Consider the following 25338-nt stretch of genomic DNA (forward strand, 5'->3'; position numbering starts at 1 on the left):
CGTTTAGGCGGTTTCGCGATGAAGGGCGGCGCCGGTGCGCGGCGGGCCGCCACGGCGCGCGTCGTAACGGACGACGAGATCGCGCGCGGGCCCTGCTTCGAGCCGCTGCCCGAGCCACGCGGTACGGCCGAGGCCGTGCGGTGCGCCGAGTGCGATCGCCGGCACCGCGTCGGCTGCCAGTTCGAGCTGCACGTCCCAGTCGAACTCGATGCCGACGTATTCGCGCACCCAGTGCGCGAGCTGCCGCGCGTGCGGGCCGCTGGGCAGGAAGCGCCGGTACGCGTCGAGCGACAGCGGCCCGAGCACGATCCGGAAATGCGATTGCGCATCGCGCACCGCGATGCCGAGCGCGACGCCGCCGACGCGCAGGGTTGGCCGCGTCGCCCGGATCACGCAGCGCTGCGAGCGTTCGATGGCGACCCAGCGCGGCACATGCTCGACGATGTGCGCGTCGACACCGAAATGGCGCCGCAGGATCTGCACGAGCCCCTCCGGGTTGCGCGTGTGCCGGACGAGATGACTCGCATGGAAATAGAGTGCATGCGGCGCGAGCGTGTCGGCATCCGTTGGTCCGGCATCGGCCGGCGCGGCCGGTCCGTCGCCATGCGCGGCGCGCCCGACCAGGCTCGCGACATACGCGTCGAATCGCGCCAGCCCCGGGCGATCGAGGCTCACCGTCGGCTGCGCGTCGGCCCACGCCCGGTAGAACAGCAGGATCAGCCGGTGATGGAACAGGTCCGCGAATGCGGTGAAGGTCGGGTCGTCGTGCTGGGCCGCGCGCTCGTGTGCGTATTCGGTCAGGTGGGTCGGCAGCGGTCCGTTGGGTCCGAACAACCCGAAACCATGGATCGCGATGCGCGGCCGCGCGGTGCCGCCGCCATCACCGCCATCGTCGGGTACGCCTGCCAGCATCGACGCCGCGAACGCGAGCGAAGGCTGCTGCCCGAGCCGCACCGGTTCGTCGCGCGGCCGCGCGGCATGGCCGAGCGGTGCGCGGCCGGGCGACAGCGCATCGAGCCAGCGCAATGCCTGGAACAGGTCGTAGCCATGCGGCGCGGCGCGCAGCCGCGCCCACCACGCATCGCGGCGTGCGGCTTCGGTGGCCGGCCGAGCGCCGGGCGGCGTGCCGTGTTTCATATCGCGGGCCGCCTGCCGATGCGCGCCGGCCAGTGCGCGAGCATGCCGCGCTGCGCGCTGGTCAGCATGCATTCGGCGAACGCGTTGATCGACACATGCCGCGCGAAGAACTGCTCGAGCACGGCGCCGAGCAGGAACGGGCTGTCGCCGGAGAACGCATGGTCGTCCACGGTCACGTCGACCTGCACGCCGCGTCCGAACATCAACGGCCCGAGCGCCGGCAGCCGCCGGAACACGGGCGAGAACGCGACGCGCCGCACGCCGTCGATCTGCCGGCGCATCGCGGCATCGGCCGGGTCGGCGTGCAGGCCGAGCAGCTCGCGCAGCGCATGCGCGCCCTCCTCGTCGTCGAGATCGGTCATCGTCTGCCGGGCCAGCCCGAGATGACGGATGAGCCGCCAGGCCGTCTGCGCATCGGCGATCGGCGGGCGCGGCCGCGACGGGCCGCGAATCGCGACGATGCGCTCGACGGGGGCCGAGATGCGCAGCGTGAACGCGTTCGCGTCGCCGGGCGGCAGCAGCAGCGCGAGATCGCGGTTCGTGCACAGCGTGTCGACCGACAGATAGCGCATCGTCTCGTCGTACGGCGCGCACTGGCTGTCGACGAGCGACACGTAGGTTTCGCTGCCGACGTAGCCCGTGCGCGTGCCGTTCGTGCGTGCCTGCGCGGACACCAGCCGAGGCTCGCGCCGCACCGTGTAGTACGCGCCGTAGTTGCCGTCGTCGCTCGCGAACGACGCGTGAAACGGCCGGAATTCGCGCGACTGGCCGTCGTCGCGCTGCTCGCTCGCGAGCCGCTGCACCGCATAGATCTCATGATCGAGCGGCCGGCTGCGGTCGACGACGACATGATGCTCGCGCGCGCCGGGCTGCACCCGGATGCGGTCGCCCCGACGCGCGAACAGGTTCACGGCCGGCGTGCAGTTCAGCGCCAGATGCCGCGCATCGACGGCCGCCTCGAGCGCCGCATCGTGCCGGTCGAGCAACACGGTCAGCTCGCAATCGTCGCCGGTGGCGCGCGCAAGCGCGGCGCGCAGCCCGCCGATGCTGAAAAACAGGAAGCGCGCCGGAAACGCGAAATACTCGCGTAACAGCCGATAGCCGTGGAAGCTGCGTCCGTCGTCGGGCAGGATTGCCTGCGCCGGATCGAAACCCTCGTGAACGATCGCATCGGCGTCGAGCGCGTGCAGCCAGCGCGGCGGTTGCCCGGGATCGTGGCAGACGACGCCGAGCGCATGCGCGGCGATCAGTTCGAGCAGGTGCAGCGCGTCGCGCTCGGGGCCCGCGAGATGAAAGGTCAGCCGCTCGAGCGGCAGTTGCGAGAGTTTGGCGCCGCCGCGCGCCTTCAGTCGGATGCGCAACGCACCGCGCACGTCCTGGCGCGCCGGCACGGCGCCGCGCGGCAGCCACGACGGCGCGCCGGTGACGGCCGCATCGGTCAGTTCGAGCGGCCACAACGTCAGGTCGTGCGCGGTACGGAATTCGCACGCGGTCTGCTCGGATGCGGCCGGCCGCGCGCGCAGCGCGGTGCCGGCCGGCAGCCGCCAGCCCTGCACGAGGCTGCCTTCGTTCAGCATCGGCGCGAACCGCACGATCGCCATCGACGGCAACGGCGCGAGGTAACCCGGATACACGGCATCGAGCAGCGCCTGCGTGAAGCGCGGAAACTCGGCGTCCATCTTCAGTTGCACACGCGCGGTAAGGAAGCTGAAGCCTTCGAGCAATCGTTCGACGTACGGATCGGGCGGCCCCGATTCGTGCAGCCGCAACCGCGCGGCGACCTTCGGGAACTGCTGCGCGAATTCGTCGCCGAGTTCGCGCAGGTACGCGAGTTCGCGGTTGTAGTAGTCGAGCAGGCGCGTATCCATCGTGTCAGTTTCCCGCTGACGACTGCAGCGACATCGCACCTGTCTCGAGATCGAGGTCGGAGCGCAGCACGAATTCGACCGGATGCGGGATCGACCACAGCGTGCCGCGAATCTCGAACAGCAGCATGTTGTGACGTCGTTCGCCGGCGCGGCCATCCGATGCATCGTCGATGCTGCGGACCTCGACGCTGTCGGGCGCGATGCGCGGCTCGAAGCGGACGATCGCGTCGCGGATCGACGCCTCGACCGACATCCGCTCGACGCCCGACATCGGCTTGCCGACGAACGGCCGCATCCCGTAGTTGAGCACCGATGCCTGCGCGTGCGCGAACGCGGCCCAGTCGACGAAGCCGTCCTCGGCGTTGCGCGTATTGAGCAGCCACGCGAGATCGCGCAGCACGGCCGCGCGCAGGCGCTCGGCACCGATCCATTGCGTGCCGGGCAGATCGGTCGTCCGCTGCGGCGCGTCGTCGGTCAGCCGGTCGAGCAGCGCGGGTTGCAGCCGGTCGCGCATGCCGCCGTGCCGGCCGTCGCGGGCGTTCGGGTCGTCCATCGTCATCGCTCCGCGGTCACATCTCGGTGTTTTCCTTGATGTTCCAGCCGACCGACACCTCGGCGCCCTTGCCGCCGTTGTCGTTCTGCTGCCAGTACTGCTTCTTCACCTTCGCGGCCTGGAAGCCGTAATGCATCATCAGCCGGTCGGCCGCGTCGCCGGGGTCGATGCCCGCGACCTGCGCGGACGTGACGAGCACTTCCTGCAGCGTCACCCGCATGAACTCGATCTGCGAGCCGCCGGTCTTGCACGCGGAGATCTCGACCTTCGGCAAGTGCTTGCCGCTCGCGCAGTTCTTGATGATGGCGGGCGCGCCCTTGTCCATGTATGCGGCCACGACGAGATCGTTGAAGCTCGCCTTGCCCGCATTGCCGCCGCTGCCGCTGGCCATCGCGCCCGGCTGGCTCGCGCCCCATGTGAACGATTCGATGTCGGTCCAGCCCTTGTGCTGCGCGTCCGCCGATTCGCCGGTCACGCCGTCCACCTTCATAAACATTGCCACGCCCATTGCCGTCTCCGTTTCGGTGCGAAATCAGGTTGAATGCCGGGTCGAACGCTGGATTGAATGCCCGTTGCTGCTCACTCGTTGGCCGCCTTCGCGGATGGCAGCCGCGAGATCAGCCGCAGCGACACGGTGAGCCCTTCGAGCTGGTAGTGCGGCCTCAGGAAGAACTTCGACGTGTAGTAGCCGGGGTTGTCCTCGACCTCGTCGACGACCACCTGCGCGGCCGCCAGCGGCTTGCGCGCCTTGGTTTCCTGGGATGAATTCACGGGGTCGCCGTCGACATAGTTCATGATCCAGTCGTTGAGCCAGCGCTCCATGTCGTCGCGTTCGCGGAACGAGCCGATCTTGTCGCGCACGATGCACTTCAGGTAGTGCGCGAAGCGGCAGCACGCGAACAGGTAAGGCAGGCGGCCGGACAGCCGCGCGTTCGCGGTCGCGTCGGGGTCGTGGTACTCGACCGGCTGGTACAGCGACTGCGCGCCGATGAACGCCGCGAAATCCGAGTTCTTCCGGTGCACGAACGGCATGAAGCCGTTCTTCGCGAGCTCGGCCTCGCGGCGGTCGCTGATCGCGATCTCGGTCGGGCATTTCTGATCGACGCCGCCGTCGTCGGTCGGGAACGTATGGCTCGGCAGCCCTTCGACCGCCCCGCCCGACTCGACGCCGCGGATCGACGAGCACCAGCCGAACTGCTTGAACGAACGGTTGATGTTCGCCGCCATCGCGTACGCCGAGTTCGCCCACGTGTAGCGGTCGTGGTTCGCGGCGTCGGTGTCTTCCTCGAAGTCGAATTCGTCGACCGGATTGGTGCGCGCGCCATACGGCAGCCGCGCGAGAAAACGCGGCATCGCGAGGCCGACGTAGCGCGAATCCTCCGACTGCCGCAGGCTGCGCCACGCCGCGTATTCGGTGTTCTGGAAGATCTTGGTCAGGTCGCGCGGATTCGATAGCTCCTGCCACGAATCCATCTGCATCAGTTCGGGCGATGCGCCCGCGATGAACGGCGCGTGCGCGGCCGCCGCGATCTTCGACAGCTCGCCGAGCATCTCGACATCCGGCGGGCTGTGATTGAAGTAGAAGTCGCCGACGAGGCAGCCGAACGGTTCGCCGCCGAACTGCCCGTATTCCTCCTCGTAGATCTTGCGGAACAGCGGGCTCTGGTCCCACGCGACGCCCTTGTAGCGCTTGAGCATCCTCCCGACCTCGTTGCGCGACGCCGGCAAGGCCTTGATCTTCAGCAGTTCGTCGGTCTCGGTGTGCGTGACGAGGTAATGCAGGCCGCGCCACGCGCCTTCGAGCGTCTGGAATTCGTCGTGATGCAGGATCTGGTTGATCTGCTCGGACAGCTTCCGGTCGATCTCCGCGATGATCTGCTTCACGCTGCCGTAGGCGTCGGTCGTCATGCCGACCGTATGTTCGAGCGCCTGCTGCGCGAGCGTGCGCACCGCGCGCTCGACCGACTCGCGCGCCTCGGCGGTCTTCGGCTTGAACTCCTTCTGCAGCAGCGCGGCGAACTCGCCGGGCGCGGCGGACGGTTGCGCGGCGTTGCGTGCGTCGCGGGTATCCGCGCGGGACTGGACAGGGTCATTCATCGCGGGCCTCCGGTTGGGTCGCGGCGCCGCGCGGCGCGTCGGCACTCGGGTCGCGCACAAGCGTCTTGAGCAGGTCGGGATCGTTGATCGCGCGCTCGATCAGCTGTTCGGCGCCGTGCTTGCCGTCCATGTACGACAGCAGGTTCGACAGCTCGGTGCGCGCATCCAGCAGCCGGCGCAGTGCGTCGACGTTGCGCGCGATCGCCGCCGGCGAGAAATCGTCGATCTGCTCGAACGTCATGTCGACGCTGAGCATCCCTTCGCCGGTCAGCGTGTTCGGCACCTGGAACGCGACGCGCGGCGCGACCGACTTCATCCGCTCGTCGAAGTTGTCGACGTCGATCTCCAGGAACTTGCGCTCCGGCAGATCCGGCAGCGGTTCGGCGCGCTTGCCCGCCAGGTCCGCGATGACACCCATCACGAACGGCAGCTGCACCTTGCGCTCGGCGCCGTAGGTCTCGACGTCGTACTCGATCTGCACGCGCGGCGCCCGATTGCGCGCGATGAACTTCTGTCCGCTGCCTGCCGCCTTGGTTTTGTCCGTCATCGTCTACTCCTTCACATCGATCAGATTGCGCGTACGTGGCCGCCGCCTGGCGCTCTGCCTCATTCGCTGCGCTCGCCGCTCAGCAGGTCCAGCTTCGGCAGGCTCTCCGGAGCGAGATCCCGGATGATTTCGTAGAAGTCGAGCGCGAGCAGCCGCTGCGCGCGCCGCAGCAGCAGCGGCGCCGGGTGGCTCGGCTCGTGCAGTTCGAAATAGCGGCACATCTTGTCGAGGCCGATGCGCACGTCGTCGCGGCTCGTGACCTCGGCATCGCGCCAGGCCTGTCCGTTCGATGAAACGGCCGGCGCGGATGCGGCTTGCGCGGCGCCGGATGCGGCCGGCGTGGCCGGAATCGAACCGTCAGGCGCGGACTCCTGTACCGCCGGTACCGGCGTCGGCATTGCGCGCGCGATGCGTTGCAACGCCTTTTCCGTATCGCTCGCGTCGGGCGACCATTCGCGGCCGAGCCGGTCCGTCACGCGCGCACGGATCGTGTCCAGCGCGCGCAGTGCGGCGTGCACCGCATCAATCGGCACGCGGCCGTCATCGCGTGCGGTCGACAGCGCGGCGATCAGGCCGTCGCGGCTGGCTGCCGCCGGCCCGCCCGCTTCGTCGCGACCGTCGAGCGCGCGTTCGGCATCGCGCACGCTCGGACCGCCGTCGAACAGCGGCTGGCGCCGTGCCGCGCGTGCACACTCGTGCGCGCCGACGACATCGGCGAGCGCGTTCATCCGCGGTGTCGGGTCCAGTTCGCCGTCGGCGTCGAGGCGCGGATGGAGTTCGTCCCACCAGCGCTCGAGCAGGCCCGCGACGACCGCAAGCCCGTCCGCGTAGCCGGGCATGCCGCGCTGCTCGGTCCAGCTGCGCGCGAGATACGCGGCGACGCGCAGGTCCTTCGTCCGCGCGCTCAGCGCGATCGCGAGGCGCTCGACCACGCGCCAGTCGGGCGTCTCGGCCGGGATCACGGTGTCGCCGTACTGCTGCTCGGCGCGCGGCGTCGCGCGTTCCTGAAGCTGCAGGAAATCGGCGTCGTATTCGAGGTTCGGGCCGCACGGCGCATCGGGCGCGACGTGCGCGAGCAGACGGCCGATCGGGTCGGCGCGCTGTGTCGCCGCCGGCAGGCCGGGCGACGGCGAGGACAATGCGGCGACGGCCAGCGCCGCCTGGCTGACGTCATTCGAATGCATAGTCGATGCTGACCGGTTTGCTGCCGAAGTCGATCGCCACGGTGCGGTGCAACGGCGGCAGAGAGCCGTTGCGGATCTCGATCTGATAGACGCCCGGTGTCAGCGACACCGAGCGCAGCGGCGGGCTCGCGCCGCGCCGTGCGCCGTTCACGTACACGTCGCCCCACGGGCGCACGTTGAAGCGCACCTGCACGGTTTCCTGCTTCGGCGGGCGCTGCTCGGCGGTGACCGGCGCGCTGACCGCGGCGACGGCCATGTCGGCCTCCGACGGCGATGCCCGCGCCGGAACGGACGCGTTGGCGGACGGCGCTGCGGCGGCCTCCGACGGCGGCGCGTTGACGACGCGCTCCGATGCGTCGAGGCTGCCGGCCGGCGCGATCGTCGAGCTCGAACCGGCTTGCGACGGCGTGGCGCCCGCGACGGCCGTGGCAGCCGTCGCGACCTGCGGCGCGGACGCGGCGGGCAGCGATGGCGGCGGCACCTGCGCGGACGATCCGGCCGGCAGGCTCGACGGCGGCACGACGATCGGCGTCGGACCATGCTGGGCGAGCATCGCTTCCGGAACACTGGCCGCGGACGCGACGCCGGCCAGCGGCTGGCTTGCGCCGGCGTCCGGTTCGCTCGCGACACGCGCGGGTCGCGACAGATAAGTCGCGGCGATGCCGACGACGATCAGCGCGAGCAGCACGCCACCCGCGTAGGTTGGCATGCGCCGGTTGCCGGCCGGGATGAACGACGGGCGGCGCGGGGCGCGGGACGGAGGCGATGCGCCTGCCGGGGATGCCGATGTGGATGCACCAGCAGCGCTAGCAATCGGCCCTGACGTTCCGTTCAGGTTTCCGCTAGCCGTTGCACTGCGCTGCCCGATGTTCGTCCCGTCGCTTGCCGATCGCATGCCGGCGCCATCATGCGCTTCGGGCTTAGACGCTGATTGCTGAGCCTGCTGCGCGTCCTTTGCGCGCTCCCCATCGACTTCACGCCCTTCGGGGCTGGCCGTTTTCGCGGAGGGCGACGACGCTTGCGATACGGACGAAGAAGTGGGAGAAGAAGCGAACGACGCCACCGCCGCTGCAGCTGCCTTCGACGCCGACGAGGCGCCGTCTTCCGCCTTGTCGCTTGCGGCAGTTGGCGCATCTGGCGCAGCTGGTGCGGCAGACGGCGGCACGACGGCCGCACCATACCCGCCGCCGGCCCGATCGACATCCCGCAACCCGAGTTCGGCCGCGAACGCCGCGACCGACTCCGGCCGGTCCGGAATCCGCAGTTGCAGCGCATGATCGACCGCCGCGAGGAACGCCGGGCTGTACACCTCGCCGGCCGGCAGCTCGCGCGACGCGAGCGGCCGGTACGTGTCCTTGATGCTGCGCACGACGGCGGCGGGCGGCAGTTCGCCCGTGATCATCGCGTGCATCACCGCGCCGAGCGCATAGAGATCCGTCCACGGCCCCTGGCTGAACGCGGGATCGTCGGTGTACTGCTCGATCGGCGCGTAGCCGGGCTTGATCATCATCGCGCCGTCGTCGACGAGATCGCCGATCCGTTTGCGCGCCGCGCCGAAGTCGAGCAGGATCGCGCTGCCGTTCGGGCGGATTAGCACGTTGTCGAGCGCGACGTCGCGATGGAAGCACTGCGCGCGATGCAGCGTGTCGAGTGCGCCGAGCAGCGCGCCGACGATGTTGCGCAATTGCGTCTCGCTCATGCGTATGCCGCCGTCGAGCAGCTGCTTGAGCGTGCGCCCTTCATAGAACGGCATCACCATGTACGCGGTGCCGTGGCTCTCCCAGAAGTGCAGCACCTTGACGAGCCCCGGGTGGTCGAATTGCGCGAGCAGGCGCGCCTCGTTCAGAAATGCGCCGCGTCCCGCGTCGAACGCCTGCGCGAACCGCTCGGAGCGCAGCGACACCGTGTAGTCGCCGCCGCGCGTCGCGAGCATCGACGGCATGTATTCCTTGATCGCGACCGCGCGCCGCAACGTGCGGTCGAACGCGCGATAGACGATGCCGAAACCGCCGATGCCCAGCACCTCGTCGAGCTGCAGCTCGCCCAGGCGATGACCGAGCGGCAGCGGCCGCACCGTGAATTCGGGCGCGTCGACGCGGGTTGCCGTGTCGTGCTCGTTGTCTCTCGATAAAGGGTCCTTCATGTCCACCTCGCGATACCGCATCCGTGTTGCCCGCCGCCGGCCGCTAGCCGCCGAACAGCGTCAGGAACAGCGCGTTGTCGGGTGCGCCCGTATGCGCATGCGTGCGCAGCGGCGAGCCGTCGGCGCGATTGGTCCACCAGAAGCTCGTTCCGCCGTGCGGATCGAAATAGCCGGACAGCCCGGGCCATGCCGCGAGCGCCGGCCGCTCCGGCAGCGTCGCCGGGATCCCGTCGGCGCCTTCCGCAGGCAGCTCGCGGCCCGGCGCGAGCCGCACGCGGTCGAGCGTCTGCTCGAGATCGACCGGTGCGCGGGCATGCCGGATCGCGTCGAGCAGTGCATGGCCGATCTGCCAGTAGAACGCGTCGGCCGCGTCCGGCAGCCCGTTCCAGTAATCGGCCGCCGGCATCGGCAGCGTGGCGATCACCGGGTAGTAACGCCCGACGCGATCGCAGCTCGGCGCGAGACAGCCTGCCTGCACGTACGACGCGCCGGCGCCTGCCGGCACCAGGAAATTCCAGACCGGCGCGACCGTGTAGTGGCGCGCGAACTCGTCCGGGCCGCGCTGGCGCATCGCGGCCATCCCCAGCTGAAGCCAGCGTTCCCACCACAGCGCGAGCGCATGCGGCAGCCGGCTGTTCACGAAGTCGCCGGCGCCGGGAATCTTTCCGTACCAGGCCGGTGCGTCGCGATCGGCGCGCGTGAGCGGCGGGATGCGACTCATTGCTTCGGAGGGCATGTAAAGGACTCCATCTGGGGCAGCCTGAACGGGTTGCGGACGCTGCCCGCGTTCACTTGCAGCACGAGCGGTTTGCCGTCGACGGTGAAGCGCGCGACCATCTGGTCCGAGCCGCGTCCGGCCGACACGGCCGCGCGGTCGAACAGCCGGTGCAGTGCCCACGGGCCGCCGGTCGTGAAGCCGTCGGTCGCGCCGGCCTGCCCCGACACCTGCAGCCGCACCTGGCTGCTGCCGCGCGGGCCCGGCCAGTCCACCGCGCTCTGCACGAGCGGGCCGTGCGCATAGCGGACGATCTGGCCGTCGACGTCGAGCACCATCTCCGTGATCGACGGATCCATTTCGAGCGGCTGGACCTGCACCTTCAGTTGCGCGGTGCGCGCGCCGCCGCCGAAATAGACGTCGCGGATCACCGCGGCCTTCTCGAACGACGAAAGCATCGCGGCCGCCGCCGGATCGGCGTCCGCGTTGCGGTTCGCGAAGCGCCACGGGTGCGACGTCGTATCGACGATCGACTGCAGGTTCTTCTGGAAGAAATCGTCCATCAGGCCGCCCGGCGCGAACATCTGCGCGAAGTCCGCTGGCGCGACGTCACGCGACGATCCTCGCGCGAACGGATAGCGGCCCGCGATCGCCTGCCGGCAGAAATCGCCGACGTTCGCGCCGGCCCGCGTCGTGACGCTGCGCTGCTCGACGGTCGCGACGCTGCCGTTCGCGACGTTCGACAGGTCGTCGAGCACCTCGCGGAACGGCGTCGGCAGCCGGCCGGCCTGCGCGCGCAGCCGCGCGGGCGCGTCGGACGGCGGCGGCTGCGCGCCGCTCCTCAGCGCGTCGTCGGTGGCCGTCAGGTACGTATAAAGGGCGTCGATCGACTTCAGTACCGCGTCGAATGCCTGCGCCTGGTCGCCGCTGCCCGGCGCGAACGCACGCAACCCGGCGAAATGACTGTCGACCACCTGCTCGGGGCTCGCGGGCGCCGCCGCGGACGGATTCGCGTCGCTTGCGCCCTGCCCCGCGAAGATCTGCGACAGCGAGCTGCGCGCCTCGTCGACCTTGTCCTGTGCGCGCGACGCGAGGTTGCGCGCGCCGCCCGGCGTATCGCCGAGCGCCGTGTCGCGCGCCAGCGCGATCATCAGCCGGGTGAGCGGCGAGTCCGCCGACGACAGGGCACGAGCGACCTGGATGCTCTGCGCGAGCGTTGCCGTGCGCTGCAGCTTGATGTCGGCGAGATGATCGTCCCAGATCTTCAGGTAGTCGTTCAGGTACAGCTGGCGGATGTCGCGCGCCCATGCGGCCGCATCGTTCGGCCCGGGAATCTCGGACAGCCCGAGGTTCAGTACCCACACCTCCTCGCGCCCGTACCCGTCGACTTCGCCGGCAAGGCGCAGCGAGAACACGTTGCGATAGCCGTTGCGTGTATACAGGCCCGGCACGCCTTCCGACAGCGACTTGCCGCTCTGGCGGCGGAACACCAGCGATGCGTCTGGCCCCACCGCGCGCGCGACGCTGAAATCGAACGCGGAAGTCGCCGGCCGCAGCGTGCGCGTGAGCTGGCGGTACAGCCGCTGCGAGAACGGCACCTGGCGCAGCCGGTCGCGCACGTCGGCCACGAGCCGCTCGTTCATCGGATACGGCGACACGGCCACCCGGTTGCCGAACAACGCGGCGAGATGCGCGCGCAGCGCCGAGCGTTCGGCCGGCGAGAAATCGGGCGGCAACGCGCGCTCCATTTCCAGGTCGACGACGGCCTGCACGAACGCGGGATCATAGTGCGCGCTGTCGTACAGCATCAGATAGGCCTTCAGCGCCGCATACGCGTAGTCGGTTTCGTCGGGCCGTGCATCGCTCAGCGCAGCCTCCATCCGGCGCGCGGCGATCGGCAGCAGCACATCGTCGAGCGCGCGACGGTACACGGCGTCGACGGCCTCGTCGATTTTCTCGCCCTGAAAGAGCCCCCAGCGGTACGCGAGCGGCGGATGCGACCGGTCGACGCCGCCGGCATTCGCGAGCCCGCCGAGCGCATCGAGCACCGGCAGCAGCCGTGCGATGTCGGCCGCATCCGAGAATTTCGCGCCGGCGATCTGCGCATCGACGGCTGGCACGCGCTGCGCGATCCGGTCGAGATACGCGCGATTGTTCGAATAGCTGCGCAGCCATGCGGCCAGCACGGCCACGCTCACGAGCGCAAGCAGCGCGTAGCCGGCGATCTGCAGCACGCGCCGCTTCTGATGCCAGCGCAGGTCACTGCCGGCGAGCGCGGCTTCGCGGAAGATGTGCTCCTGCAGCAGCGACTTCAGGAAGAAGCTGCGCCCGGTCGAGCCGACCGGTGCGACCGGCGGCACGCCCTCGATCTTCAGGAAGCGCTTGATGCCGCTCATCACGCGGTCGAACGCGGTGCCCTCCTGTGTGCCGCTCGTGAGATACACGCCGCGCAGCATTGGCATCGGCTCGAAGCTCGACACGGAAAACACCTCGGCGACGAACTGGCCGAGCATGTCCTGCAGGTCGGCGATCTGCTGCGGCAGCAGGTACGCCATTTCGCGCTGGCGTGCATCGGTCTGCGCGGCGAGCAGCTGGGGCAGCCCGTCGTTCAGCCGCTGGTGGAGCAGCCGGTATTCGCGGTCGAATGCGGCGCGCAGGTCGAAGCCCGGCGCCTCGCTCTGCGCGAGCGGAAACGTGAAGCCCCACACCTGCGCGCATTCCGTGCGGCCGAAGGTTCCGAAATACTCGGCGAAGCCGGCCAGCAGGTCGGCCTTCGTCACGAGCAGATAGACGGGGAACCGGATGCCGAGCTGGGCGCGCAACTCGAGCAACCGCTTGCGCAGCACCATCGCGTGCTGCGTGCGCTCGGCCTCCGACGCACCGACCAGGTCGGCGACGCTGATCGTCAGCATCGCGCCGTTCAGCGGCTGGCGCGTGCGGTACTTCTTCAGCAGCTCGACGAAGCCCTTCCACTCGGCTTCGTCGAGTGCGCGGTTGCCCTCGTGCGTCGTATAGCGGCCGGCCGTGTCGATCAGCACGGCGTCGTTCGTGAACCACCAGTCGCAGTGCCGGGTGCCGCCCACGCCGCGAATCGCCGCGCGACCGAACTGCTCGGCGAGCGGAAAGCTGAGCCCGGAATTGACGAGCGCGGTCGTCTTGCCCGAGCCCGGCGCGCCGATGAACACGTACCACGGGAGCTGGTACAGATACTGGCGCGACATCCGGTCGAACCAGCGCGCCAGCCCCTTGTGCGCGGTATCGGCCTGCCCGAAGCGGACTTTCTTCAGCAGCGTCGCGGCCTCGTCGAAGCGGCTGCGCAGCTCGTCGAGCTGGGCCTTCGCCGGATCGCCGGCGGTGGCCGGCCCGGGCGCGGCTTCGCGTAGTTGGTTCAGCAGCTGCGCGTTCAGGCGGCTCGCGTGCCAGCTTCGCCACGCGACGCGCGCGCCCCACGCGCCGAACAGCACCGCGATCGTCACCGCGCGCGCCCAGCCGCTCTCGAGCGGCCGGACCTCGGCGAACGCGAACAGCGGCCCGGCAAGCCACACGAAGCACGCGAGCACGAGCAGACCGGCAAAGGTCCAGATCTCCCGCGACGGCAACGGCCGGACGAAACGCGCGACAGCCTGGTTCATGTCAGTTGGCCCCCTGCGTCGCGCTCGCGCCGACGGCGGCGCTGCCGGGCGCCGGCAGCAGCGTGATCTCGACGCGCCGATTCAGCGCGCGGTTCGCGGGCGTATCGTTCGGCGCGACCGGATCGAGCGTGCCGCGCCCTTCGGCCGCGAGCCGCTCCGGATGATCGAGGCGCCCGGCGATCATGCTGCGCACGGCTTCCGCACGGTCGCGCGACAGATCCCAGTTCGACGCGAAACGTGCCGTGTGCACCGGCGTGTCGTCGGTATAGCCGGTCACGCGCACGTTGCCGGGAACGTGGTTCAGCGCATCCGCGACCCGTGCGAGCACCGGTGCGTAACGGTCGATCACCGACGTCGAACCTGACTTGAACAACCCGTCGCCGCGTAGCACGATCACGCTGCGATCGGCGTCGTCGCGCACCGACACGAGGCCGGCCGCGATCTCGGGGGCCAGGAACTTCGCGACCCGCGGCACCGGCGCCGGGCGCGGCGGCGCCTGCACGGGCTGCAGCCTTGGCACGTGCAGCGCGTCGATCGACGCGAACAGCCGGTCCGAATGCCCGGCCAGCGCGACGCGCAGCCCGACGAACACGCCGAAGCCGACCAGCAGCGCGAGCGCCACGCAGACCCACAGCGGCACGACGAAGCGGCGCGACGAGTCGCGCGTGACGACGTCGCGCCAGTGCGGCGACAGCGCGGGATCGAATTCGCCGCGTACTGAACGGATCGTGTGGGCCAGCTGCCAGCGCAGCGCGTCGAGCTCCGCATGGCCGTTTTCGAGCACGCGATAGCGGCCCTCGAAACCGAGCGCGAGACAGAAATACAGCAGCTCCAGCAGATCGAGGTGTTGACGCGGTTGCTGCGACAGCCGTTCGAGCAGGTGGAAGAACTTCTCGCCACCCCAGGTTTCGTTGTGGAACGACACGAGCAGGCTGTGCGATGACCACACGCTGCCGCCCCACGGCGTCAGCGCGGCCGCTTCGTCGAGCGCCGTGCACAGGCAGTAGCGCGCGCCGATGATCGCCTCCGACGGCACACCGGCTTCCTGCGCGCGCGCCTCGAACTGGCGGATCTCGACGACGAGATGCTCGCGCAGCCACGTCGGATTCGGATGATGGACGGTCGAACGGATCTGCGGCACGAGATTGAGTAGCGGGTTCGCGGCCGCGACAAGCGGGTTCGTGCCGCTCGCGGCCCAGCGACCGGGGCGCGGTTGCGTGGCCGTCGGCCCGGCCGCACCGGACGCCGCGGCCGGATGCATGCCGCCCGGATTCGGTGGCACGAATCCGCCTGCGCCGGCGGAGATCGAATCGGAGGAAGAATTCATCGCGCTGTCCCGCCGTCACCCGCGTATCGCCCAGAACTCCATCGAGAGCCCGGGGAACTCGCCGGCGAAATGAAATGCCAGACCGCCGGAGCGCGCCAGCTGCTTCCACAGGTCGCTGCCCTTGTCGATCTCGAAGTACGTATGTCCCGCGTGGTACGGGATCTGCCGCGGTGCGACCGGCAACTGGCGCATCGTGATGCCCGGCAACTGCAACTGCACCAGGTCCCGGATCCGCTCGACCGGCCCGAGCTTCGCCTGCGCGGGAAACCGCGCGCGCAGGCTGTCGGCCGGTATGTCCGCGCGCACCGCGAGCACGAAACCGGCCGTGTCGCGCAGCGCGGGATCGGCGAGCGTCGCGACCCGGATGCCGTTGCCCGCGTCGCGCAGCTCGATCTGGATCGCGTTTTGCTCCAGCACCGTCGACAACGACCGGCGCAGCTCCGTCATCAGTTCGGCGAAGCTCGTGCGCAGGTCGTCGTGCACGTAGACCGCGAGCGACTGCGGGCGCCGGCCGGCCGCCGTGAAGGTGCTGAGGTCGCACGCGAGCTTCAGCCAGTCGCGGAACAGCGCCTCCGGATGCGTCGCGACGTCCTGCTGCGCGTGCCAGGTCAGCGCCAGATAGCGGTTCACGAGCTGCAGCAGCAGGAAATCCGCGACCTCCGATACGCCGCCGCGCCCCGGTTCCGACAGGCGCTCGGCCAGCGCGTCGCTGCGCTGCGTGAGCAGTCCATGCAGTTCGCGCGTGTACGCGAGCAATGCCGAGTCGCGCTGCGCGACCAGCCGCGGCGGAATGTAGCCGTCGTCGACGAGCAGCCGCGCGTCGGTGCGCCGCTCGACGATCCGCACGACGCCGAGCGCATGCCAGTCGCCGGTCAGCTCGGTGTCGAGCATCAGCCGGACGTTCAGCCGCCCCGTTTGCAGCAGCGCGGGGCCGAGCGCGACCGCGTTCGCATCGGCCACTTCGTATTCGCGCACGACGTAGCGGGCGACGTCCGCGTTGCCGCTGCTGCCCGCGTCCGCGCCGAACGACACCTCCTCGCCGCCGCCGCGCCACAGCGGTAGCGCGAGCACGACGAGCCGGTCCTTCGCATCGGCCGGTACGTCGAGCGGTTCGGGGAGATCATCTGGATGCGACAGGTCGAACGGCGTGCCGTCGCGCATCACGCCCGCCGCCGCACGTAGCGCGACCTTGCCGAGCGCCAGCTGCTCACGGTCCATCTCGAGGGTATCGAAGCCCCAGTAGAACCCCTGCAGCGGCAGGCAGCGCAGCGCGACATAGCGTTCCCAGTGCCGTTCGAGTTGCTGGAAATGCTGCGGCCGCAGGAACATCCCTTCGGTCCACACCACCCGCTGGCGCAATGCGGCGACCGGCGTCGCGGACATCGTCGGTTCCGTCATGGGCGCCCCCGCGTGTCATTCAATGCGAGACCGCCGTTCCTGACCGTGATCGACAGCTTCAGCTCGCCGGGCGACGTCTGCCAGAACTTGTATACGTTGAGCTGCCTGGCGCGCGGCAGCGGCACCGTCAGGCGCCAACGGTTCCTTTCGAGCATGCGGTACTCGGCGATCACGCCGATCGCACCGGCCTCGACATTGCCGCGGTAGTGCAGCGTGCGCGACTCGCCCGGCCGCAGGATCACGCGGTCGGTGCCGAGCAGGTCTGCGCCGAGAATGTTCTCGGGCTTGTCCTGGAGCGAGAAGAAGTCGGCGCCATCGAATGCCGACGCCGCGCGCAGTTGGAACACCTTCAACACGATCGGCGACGGCTTGCGGTTGAGGTCCGGGTTGACGTCGGGCGCCACGTCGACCGCGATCGCATACGGCACCGCGGCGGCACGCTCGGTGGCGCCGCAGCCGGGCAACAGCAATGCACATCCCAATACGATGAACCCGCTGGACCGCCGACGCATATTTCACCCTCGCAGCGCAATAATTCCCCCGCCGATTTACATAAGCGAAATCGGGGCTCCGGATTAAAAAGGGACAATTAATTGACCGGTAATTACGTGGCTTGCACACTCTTCCATTGAAATTTCATGCGGCAATTTATTCTGGTAAAAAGCCGGGTCAAATCGCCCATTACGAGCCTGGATCGAAATTGGGGAGATGACAATGAATTGAATTAATTTCGGTCATTTCGAGAAGACGTGTTAATCCGACCGGTTCGCCGCGGCGGCCCGGTTCTATTGCATGGACACTTGCTGTATGGACGCTGAACCCAAGCCTGCCAGCCGTCGGCGGTGGGCGGTCCCGCCCTGTGGGTTGTGCCAGGCTGTTTGCGTTGCCCGAACGGACGGCCCGTTTTTCCGGCCATTGACGGGTGGCGGGCAAACAACTGACGAATCCAAAAAGCACAGCGAACTATAGAATCGATTTTATGGATTAACAAGTCAAAAACCGGGAATGGATTTGAGTGGTAACTCGAACGCAATTTCCCAATTGAAACAAAACGTAACGGCGACATCGGCCGGCATGATTGGAACTAGAATCCAACAGCGCTTATGCGACACCATCCAATTACGCAAGTATTTCATTCCAAAATGAAAGGCCGTTCATCGATCGTGATTTTTCTCGGCGCCTTGTTGCTGGGAATCGGCGCGTGCAGCACGTCCCCCACGCAGTCTGCGGCGCGCGCCGCGGTCGACAGCGCGCGTGCGGCCTATGGCGCGGGCGACTACGGACGCACGATCGCGATCCTGAACCGGGCGAAGGAGATCGACGGCGCCGACACCGACACGCAGGTCGCCGCGCACAAGCTGCTCGCGTTCAGCTATTGCGTGACGAACCGCATCGCGCAGTGCCGCGCCGAGTTCTCGAAGAGTCTCGACCTCAACCCGCGCTTCGACTTGTCCCCCGCCGAGAAGGGACATCCGATCTGGGGGCCCGCGTTCGAATTCGCACGTCGCAGACATGCGTCGTCATCCTGACCGAACCGGTTTCCCTGCGAGCGCTTCATTACCGAGCGACGTATGACATGCAACTGATCGTGATCGAACATGCCGGCGAGCCGGTCGGAGGCGACTCCTACGACGCCGTCGTGTTCCACCCGCCCGGCGGCACCATCGGGCGGGCCACCGACAACCATCTCGTGCTGCGCGACGACACCCGGCAGATCTCCCGGCTGCAGGCCCTGCTGCAGGTCGGCGACGATGCGTGCCTGCTGAAGAACCTGAGCAGCGTGTCGACGATCGAGGTGAATCGCGAGCCGGTCGGCTATGCACAGGAGCGGCCGCTCAATAGCGGCGACATCATCCGCATCGGGCCGTACGTGCTGCGCGCCGAACGTGACGACGGCCATGAGGCGCCGGTCGTCGACATGCCCTCCGCTGCCAACACGAGCGCTGACCCGCGACGCGCGCCGGAGCCTGCTGCTCGTGCAACCGACGAGACGAAAGGCGCCGGCAACCGCTTATGGAGCCTGCTGCAGGATCGCCTCGCCCCGCGCGGCAACGCGGCGGACGCCGGCACCCGGTCCGGCACGGCGCGCGGGGACGCTGCGCAGCCGGCAAGCCGCACCGCGCCATCGGCGCCATCGGTGCCATCGCCGCGCGACCTGAATCAGCTGTCGATCGATCCGCTCGACCTGTTCACGCAGTCGTCGCCCGATATCGCTGGATCGGGTTCGGCATCACCGGCCGAACGCGGCGATGCGGATCGCGGCGCACCGTCCGCGACGCAGGCCGACCACGCGCCCGAGTGGACGCAGCACGTGCGCGTGCAACCGGCGGCAGCGCACGCCGGGGCGCGGCCGGCCGACGCGCCTGCACCGCAGGATGGCCGCGTGCCGACGCCCGACGAATTGCTGAACGCGTTCTTCGAAGGCGCCGGACTCGATACCTCCGCCGAATCGCATCAGTGGTCGGCCGAACAGCTTTACATCGCGGGACAGTTGCTGGCGCTGTTCGCGCACGGCACGGTCGAGCTGCTGTCGTCGCGCAGCATCCTGAAGCGGGAGGTGAAGGCGCACATGACGATGCTGCTCGATCGCGAGAACAATCCGCTGAAGCTGCTGCCGGATGGCGGCGCCGTGCTGCGGCAGATGTTCGGGCTGCCGCTGCCGGGCTTCATGTCGCCGCAGAGCGCGGTCAGCGACGCGTTCCAGGATCTGCACGCGCACCAGATCGGCATGGTCGCGGGCATGCGCGCCGCGCTGATGGACCTGCTGACGCGCTTTTCGCCGCAACGGCTGCGCGAGCGCGACGATGCGTTGCGCTGGTACGAGAAGCGCGTGCCGGCGCTGTACAAGGCGAGGATGTGGGATCGCTACGCGGCGACCCATCGCGACACGGTGTTCGCGATCGAGGACGATTTCGCGTCGGTGTTCGGCAAGGCGTTTCTGGCGGCGTACGACGCGGAAGTGGAAAGCTATCGCGGCAGCAACCGGCATTGAGCGAAGCAGAAGGACCCGAAACGACAAGGCCGGGCAAAAAGCCCGGCCTGCGGCAACACAGCATGCGCGCCGCACAACCGCCGGCACGCACGCACTCCAACGATCGTCAGGCCGCCATCACCGTCACCGACTTCGTGACGAGATACGGCTCCAGCGCTTCCGGCCCGCCCTCCGATCCGTAGCCCGAATCCTTCACGCCGCCGAACGGCATTTCCGGCCACGGTGTCGCGGGCTGGTTGATCCACAGCATCCCGACCTCGAGGCGCTGCGTCAGCAGGTGCACGTTTGCGAACGAGCGCGTGAACGCATAGCCGGCCAGCCCGAACGGCAGACGGTTTGCTTCGGCGATCGCATCCTCGAGCTTGTCGAAGCCGCGGATCGCCGCGACCGGACCGAACGGCTCGTTGTTGAACACGTCCGCTTCGAGCGGCACGTTCGCGATCACGGTCGGCGCGAAGAAATTGCCTTCCGAGCCGATCCGTTCGCCGCCGGTCTCGATGCTCGCGCCGACCTTGCGCGCGTTGTCGACGACCGACGCCATCGCGGTCAGCCGGCGCGGGTTCGCCAGCGCGCCGAGCGTCGTGCCTTCCTCCAGGCCGTTGCCGATCTTCAGCCCCTCGGCGTGCTGCACCAGCGCGCGCGTGAATTCGTCGCGGATGCTGTTGTGCACGAGAAAACGCGTCGGCGAAATGCACACCTGGCCCGCGTTGCGGAACTTCGCGCCACCGGCGGCCTTCACCGCCAGCGCGACGTCCGCATCCTCGGCGACGATCACTGGCGCGTGGCCGCCCAGCTCCATCGTCGCGCGCTTCATGTGCTGGCCCGCGAGCGCGGCAAGTTGCTTGCCGACGGGCGTCGAACCCGTGAACGTCACCTTGCGGATCACCGGGTGCGCGATCAGGTACGACGAGATTTCCGCCGGATCGCCGTACACGAGCCCGATTACACCGGCCGGCACGCCCGCGTCGACGAACGCGCGCAGCAGCGCGGCGGGCGACGCCGGGGTTTCTTCCGGTGCCTTCACGAGGAACGAGCAGCCGGTCGCGAGCGCGGCGCTCAGCTTGCGCACGACCTGATTGACCGGGAAATTCCACGGCGTGAACGCCGCGACCGGGCCGACGGGCTCCTTCACGACCATTTGCTGCGCGCCGAGATTGCGCGGCGGCACGATCCGGCCGTACACGCGGCGGCCTTCGTCCGCGAACCATTCGATGATGTCGGCTGCCGACAGCACTTCGACACGCGCTTCCGTCAGCGGCTTGCCCTGCTCCTGCGTCATCAGCTGCGCGATCGTGTCGGCGCGCTCGCGCACCAGCGCCGCGGCCTTGCGCATCGTCGCCGCGCGCTCGTTCGCGGGCACCTTGCGCCATGCCTCGAAACCGCGCTGCGCGGCAACCAGCGCCCGATCGAGATCGGCGATGCCCGCGTGGGCCACCTTGCCGATCGCCTTGCCCGTCGCCGGGTTCACGACGTCGATCGTCTTGCCGCTCGCGGCGTCGATCCACTCGCCGTCGATCAGCAGTTGCGTATCCGTATAAGTCACGTTAGCCATCCACACACCCCTACTTTGCGTCGATAAAACGCGCGCTGCCGCGAATGGCCGCGCGCCGGTTGACAGAAAGCGCTGCGTTGCCGGGCGCGATGCACCCGGCAATGTTCGACGACGGGCAAGCGGCACGCATGCCCGTCGTCATCCGCCACGGTCGGCCGCGCTCAGCGCGTGGCCGCCGTCGCCTTGCGGAGTTTCGCGACGTCCGCCGGCTGCACGGCCGGCGCGCCGTTGTTCCAGCCGGCGCGCATGAACGTCAGCACGTCGGCGATCTGGCGGTCGTTCAACTGGTTCGAGAACGCCGGCATCGGATACGCGGACGGCACGCCGCCGATCACGAGCGACTCGCTGCCGTTCAGCGTCACGTTGATCAGCGACGATGCATCGGCCTCGAGCACGTTCGGGTTGCCGGCGAGCGGCGCGAGCAGCGGCGCGTAGCCGCGGCCGTCCACGCCATGGCAATGCAGGCAGTAAGCGTTATACACCTTTGCGCCAGGATCGTTCGCCGGCCGGCCAAGCGAGACCTGCGTCGCCTTCGGATCATAACGGTAAGGCGGCGCACCCGTGCCGCCTGCCGCCGGCAGCGATTTCAGGTAACGGGACATTGCCGTCAGGTCGTCGTCGGTCAGTTCCTGCGTGCTGTGGTTGATCACGCTGACCATCGAGCCGAACGCGGTCGCATGGCGGTTCGCGCCGGTCTTCAGGAACTGCGCGAGTTCCGCATCGCTCCAGCGGCCGAGCCCCGTATTGTGCTCACCGGTCAGGTTCGACGCGAACCAGTTGTCGATCGCCGCGCCCGACAGGAACGCCGCGCCGCCTTCGTCCAGCGCCTTCTCCTGGAAGCCGACGCCGCGCGGCGTGTGGCACGACCCGCAATGCCCGAGCCCCTGCACGAGATACGCGCCGCGGTTCCACGCCGCGTCCTTGGCCGGCTTGTCGGCGTACGGCTTCGTGTCGAGGAACACCGCGTTCCACAGTGCCAGCGGCCAGCGCATGCCGAGGGGCCACGGAATCTCGGACGCACGGTTCGCCTGCTTCACCGGCTCGACGCCGTGCATGAAGTACGCGTACAGCGCCTTCACGTCGTCGTCGCGCAGCTTCGCATACGACGGATAAGGCATCGCCGGATACAGGTGATGGCCGTCCTTCGCGACACCCGCGCGCAGCGCGCCCGCGAACTCGGCTTCCGTATAGCCGCCGATGCCGGTTTCCGGGTCGGGCGTGATGTTGGTCGTGTAAATCGCGCCCATCGGCGTGACCATCTTCAGGCCGCCGGCGAACGGCGCGCCGCGCGGCGCGGTGTGGCACGCCACGCAGTCGCCCGCCTTCGCGAGATATGCGCCGCGTGCGACCAGCGCGCTGTCGGCCGGCGCCGTTTGCGCGGCATCCGCAGCGGTGCCGGCCGTCAGCGCGGACAGCGCGATCAACGATGCGCCGAACGTACGAGCGACGCGATTCGAGCGGTTCAGGTTCAGGTTTCGCATGGTTCGTCCCTCCCCTCAGGCCGTCTTCAATTGGCTGCCGACCGGCAGCTTGCGCAGCCGCTTGCCGGTCGCCGCGAAGATCGCGTTCGACAGGGCCGCCGCGGTCGCGGCGGTGCCCGGTTCGCCGATGCCGCCCGGCGCCTCGGCGCTCTTCACGAGATGAACCTCGATCGGCGGCGTCTCGTTGATGCGCATCATCCGGTAGTCGGTGAAGTTGGTCTGCACGACGCGGCCGTCCTCGATCGTGATCTCGCCATACAGCGCGCCCGTGATCCCGAAGATGATGCCGCCCTGCACCTGCGCCTCGATCGTGCTCGGATTGACCGCCATCCCGCAGTCGACCGCGCACACGACGCGCTTGACCTGCACTTCGCCCTCCTCCACCGCGACGTCGATGACGATCGAGAAGAAGCTGCCGAACGCGTGCATCACGGATACGCCGCGCCCTTGCCCCTTCGGCAGCGACGTGCCCCATCCGGCCGCCTTCGTCGCGACGTCGAGCACGTTGCGCGCACGCGGCGTCTTGTCGAGCAGCGCGCGCCGGTATTGCACCGGATCGGTCTTGGTTTGCGCCGCCAGCTCGTCGATGAAGCTCTCGACGACGAACGTGCTGCGCGTCGGGCCGACGCCGCGCCAGAACGCGGTCGGGATGTGGCGCGGCTCCTGCCGCACGTAGTCGACGAGCTGGTTCGGCAGGTCGTACGGCAATTCGGCGGCAACCTCGACCGCGTCGGGATCGACGCCGTTCTTGAACGCAGGCGGCGCGAAACGCGCGATGATCGACGAGCCGACGATCCGGTGCTGCCATGCGACCGGCTTGCCGTTCGCGTCGAGGCCGGCCGAGATCCGGTCGTAGTAGTACGGCCGGTACATGTCGTGCTGGATGTCCTCCTCGCGGGTCCACACGACCTTCACGGGCGCGTTGACCTGCTTGGCGACCTTCACGGCCTGTCCGATCATGTCTGTCTCGAGCCGCCGGCCAAAGCCGCCGCCGAGCAAATGGTTGTGCACGACGATCTTCTCGGGTGCGAGCCCCGTGAGTTGCTGCACCGTATCGCGCGCCCGCGTCGGCACCTGCGTGCCGACCCAGATCTCGCAGCCGTCGGCGCGCACCTGCACCGTGCAGTTCACGGGTTCCATCGTGGCGTGCGCGAGGAACGGCTGCTCATAGACCGCATCGACGCGCGTCTTCGCATTCGTGAACGCACGGCCGACGTCGCCTTCCTTGCGCGCGACGGCGCCCTTGCCGTTCGCCGCGGCCTGCGCGAGATCGGCGACGATGTCCTTCGTCGACACCTTCGCGTCCGCGCCTTCGTTCCATTTGACGACGAGCGCCGACGCGCCGCGCTTCGCGGCCCACGTGTGATCGCCGACCACCGCGACCGCGTTGTCGACGCGCACCACCTGGCGCACGCCGGGAATCTTCCTCGCGGCCGTCTCGTCGACGCTCGCAACCGTGCCGCCGAACACCGGGCTGTTCACGATCACCGCGTACAGCATGCCGGGCAGGCGCACGTCGAGCCCGAACTGCGCGGTACCGTCGACCTTCTCCGGCGAATCGAGCCGCTTCACCGGCTTGCCGATCAGCTTGAAATCGGCCGGCTGCTTCAACGCGACGTCCTTCGGCACCGGCAGCTTCGACGCGGCATCCGCGAGCTGGCCGTACGATGCGCGCCGGCCGCTCGGCGGGTGCTGCACTTCGCCGTTTTCCGCGCGGCAGGTGGCCGGATCGACGCTCCATTGTTTGGCGGCCGCGGCAACCAGCAGCGTGCGCGCGGTCGCGCCCGCGCGGCGCAGCGGTTCCCACGCGTAGCGCACCGACGTCGAGCCGCCCGTCAGCTGGCCGCCGAGCAGCGGATCGAGGAACAGCTTCTCGTTCGGCGGCGCATGATCGAGCGTGACGTTCGACAGCGGCACTTCGAGTTCCTCGGCGATCAGCATCGGCAGCGCCGTGTAGACGCCCTGGCCCATTTCCACTTTCGGCATCACCAGCGTGACCTTGCCGCTGCGGTCGATCTGCACGAACGCGTTCGGCGCGAATACGCCGGCACGCGCGTTTTCGTCCGCATCGCCGCCGATCACCGAGCGCCGCGCATCATCGCCGGCCGCCGGCATGCTGAAGCCGAGCAGCAGGCCGCCGCCCGCCGCCGCGCCGAGCGACATGCCCGCCTTGAGAAACGAACGGCGCGACACGCCCGCGCCGGCCCGACCTGCCTGGATCAGTCCTCGCGACATGTCAGCTCCCCTTCGCGGCGTGCTTCACGGCCGCGCGAATCCGGTTGTACGTGCCGCAGCGGCAGATGTTGCCGGCCATCGCCGCATCGATGTCGGCATCGCTCGGGCTCGGGTTGGACGCGATCAGCGCCGTGGCCGCCATCACCTGCCCGGACTGGCAGTAGCCGCACTGGACGACGTCGAGCTCGCGCCACGCGTCCTGGACCTTCTGGCCGGCCGGCGTCGCGCCGACGGCTTCGATCGTCGTGATCTTGCGGCCCGCGACGGCCGCGACCGGCAGCACGCACGAGCGCGCGGCGACGCCGTCGAGATGCACGGTGCACGCGCCGCATTGCGCGATCCCGCAGCCGAATTTCGTGCCGGTCAGGCCGACGACGTCGCGCAGCACCCATAGCAGGGGCATGTCGTCGGGGGCGTCGACCGTGCGGCTCTCGCCGTTGATATTGAGGGTGACCATTCAGCCTCCGGGGCCGGTGT

The 25338-nt window shown here is 69.0% G+C and carries 19 protein-coding genes; 2 read left to right on the top strand and 17 right to left on the bottom strand.

Annotated features, from left to right (window positions below):
- Positions 1–3 precede the first annotated feature (3 nt).
- The 13 genes from tssG to tssJ form a co-directional block, all read right to left on the bottom strand.
- Positions 4–1137, bottom strand: a complete 1134-nt coding sequence (gene tssG / locus FFI87_RS23185; protein ID WP_138848886.1) for a type VI secretion system baseplate subunit TssG — start codon at positions 1135–1137, stop codon at positions 4–6.
- Positions 1134–3005, bottom strand: a complete 1872-nt coding sequence (tssF, locus tag FFI87_RS23190) for a type VI secretion system baseplate subunit TssF (protein WP_138848885.1) — start codon at positions 3003–3005, stop codon at positions 1134–1136. The genes tssG and tssF overlap by 4 nt, the downstream gene beginning before the upstream one ends.
- A gap of 4 nt (positions 3006–3009) precedes the next feature.
- Positions 3010–3558, bottom strand: a complete 549-nt coding sequence (gene tssE, locus FFI87_RS23195; protein ID WP_138848884.1) for a type VI secretion system baseplate subunit TssE — start codon at positions 3556–3558, stop codon at positions 3010–3012.
- Positions 3559–3574: 16 nt separating this feature from the next.
- Complete coding sequence (locus FFI87_RS23200; protein WP_057927224.1) at positions 3575–4066, bottom strand: Hcp family type VI secretion system effector; 492 nt, start codon at positions 4064–4066, stop codon at positions 3575–3577.
- A 71-nt stretch (positions 4067–4137) separates the two neighbouring features.
- Positions 4138–5655, bottom strand: coding sequence for a type VI secretion system contractile sheath large subunit (gene tssC / locus FFI87_RS23205; protein ID WP_138848883.1), 1518 nt, complete (start codon positions 5653–5655; stop codon positions 4138–4140).
- Positions 5648–6202: a type VI secretion system contractile sheath small subunit gene (tssB, locus tag FFI87_RS23210; RefSeq protein ID WP_138848882.1), complete on the bottom strand. Its 555-nt coding sequence runs from the start codon at positions 6200–6202 to the stop codon at positions 5648–5650. Before tssB ends, tssC begins: the two co-directional genes overlap by 8 nt.
- Positions 6203–6261: 59 nt before the next feature.
- Positions 6262–7386: a type VI secretion system protein TssA gene (gene tssA, locus FFI87_RS23215; protein ID WP_138848881.1), complete on the bottom strand. Its 1125-nt coding sequence runs from the start codon at positions 7384–7386 to the stop codon at positions 6262–6264.
- Positions 7373–9529 carry a serine/threonine-protein kinase gene (locus FFI87_RS23220; RefSeq protein WP_138848880.1) on the bottom strand — a complete coding sequence of 719 codons (2157 nt, stop codon included), beginning with the start codon at positions 9527–9529 and terminating at the stop codon, positions 7373–7375. Before FFI87_RS23220 ends, tssA begins: the two co-directional genes overlap by 14 nt.
- 43 nt (positions 9530–9572) lie before the next feature.
- Positions 9573–10250 (bottom strand): type VI secretion system-associated protein TagF, encoded by a 678-nt coding sequence (gene tagF, locus FFI87_RS23225; RefSeq protein WP_409995120.1) that lies wholly within the window; start codon positions 10248–10250, stop codon positions 9573–9575.
- On the bottom strand, positions 10247–13876 hold the full coding sequence (gene tssM, locus FFI87_RS23230) for a type VI secretion system membrane subunit TssM (protein WP_138848878.1): 3630 nt from the start codon (positions 13874–13876) through the stop codon (positions 10247–10249). The genes tagF and tssM overlap by 4 nt, the downstream gene beginning before the upstream one ends.
- 1 nt (position 13877) lies before the next feature.
- Positions 13878–15203 (bottom strand): DotU family type VI secretion system protein, encoded by a 1326-nt coding sequence (locus FFI87_RS23235; RefSeq protein ID WP_138848877.1) that lies wholly within the window; start codon positions 15201–15203, stop codon positions 13878–13880.
- A 15-nt stretch (positions 15204–15218) separates the two neighbouring features.
- Positions 15219–16601 carry a type VI secretion system baseplate subunit TssK gene (gene tssK, locus FFI87_RS23240; protein WP_138848876.1) on the bottom strand — a complete coding sequence of 461 codons (1383 nt, stop codon included), beginning with the start codon at positions 16599–16601 and terminating at the stop codon, positions 15219–15221.
- The gene (gene tssJ / locus FFI87_RS23245; RefSeq protein ID WP_138848875.1) at positions 16598–17113 is read right to left on the bottom strand and encodes a type VI secretion system lipoprotein TssJ; all 516 of its coding nucleotides are present in this window, start codon (positions 17111–17113) and stop codon (positions 16598–16600) included. The genes tssK and tssJ overlap by 4 nt, the downstream gene beginning before the upstream one ends.
- A 630-nt stretch (positions 17114–17743) precedes the next feature.
- Here tssJ and FFI87_RS23250 point away from each other — a divergent pair.
- Positions 17744–18130 (top strand): TssQ family T6SS-associated lipoprotein, encoded by a 387-nt coding sequence (locus FFI87_RS23250; RefSeq protein WP_138848874.1) that lies wholly within the window; start codon positions 17744–17746, stop codon positions 18128–18130.
- Between the two features lie 47 nt (positions 18131–18177).
- Positions 18178–19593, top strand: coding sequence for a type VI secretion system-associated FHA domain protein TagH (gene tagH / locus FFI87_RS23255; protein WP_138848873.1), 1416 nt, complete (start codon positions 18178–18180; stop codon positions 19591–19593).
- Between the two features lie 106 nt (positions 19594–19699).
- Here the strand turns inward: tagH and FFI87_RS23260 are convergent, their stop codons facing one another.
- The 4 genes from FFI87_RS23260 to FFI87_RS23275 form a co-directional block, all read right to left on the bottom strand.
- On the bottom strand, positions 19700–21145 hold the full coding sequence (locus FFI87_RS23260; protein WP_138848872.1) for an NAD-dependent succinate-semialdehyde dehydrogenase: 1446 nt from the start codon (positions 21143–21145) through the stop codon (positions 19700–19702).
- Between the two features lie 161 nt (positions 21146–21306).
- Positions 21307–22626: a c-type cytochrome gene (locus FFI87_RS23265; RefSeq protein WP_138848871.1), complete on the bottom strand. Its 1320-nt coding sequence runs from the start codon at positions 22624–22626 to the stop codon at positions 21307–21309.
- Between the two features lie 15 nt (positions 22627–22641).
- On the bottom strand, positions 22642–24861 hold the full coding sequence (locus tag FFI87_RS23270; RefSeq protein ID WP_138848870.1) for a xanthine dehydrogenase family protein molybdopterin-binding subunit: 2220 nt from the start codon (positions 24859–24861) through the stop codon (positions 22642–22644).
- A 1-nt stretch (position 24862) separates the two neighbouring features.
- Positions 24863–25318, bottom strand: coding sequence for a (2Fe-2S)-binding protein (locus FFI87_RS23275; protein WP_011658833.1), 456 nt, complete (start codon positions 25316–25318; stop codon positions 24863–24865).
- Between the last annotated feature and the right edge of the window lie 20 nt (positions 25319–25338).

This window comes from Burkholderia sp. KBS0801, from assembly GCF_005937855.2.
Taxonomy (GTDB): domain Bacteria; phylum Pseudomonadota; class Gammaproteobacteria; order Burkholderiales; family Burkholderiaceae; genus Burkholderia; species Burkholderia ambifaria.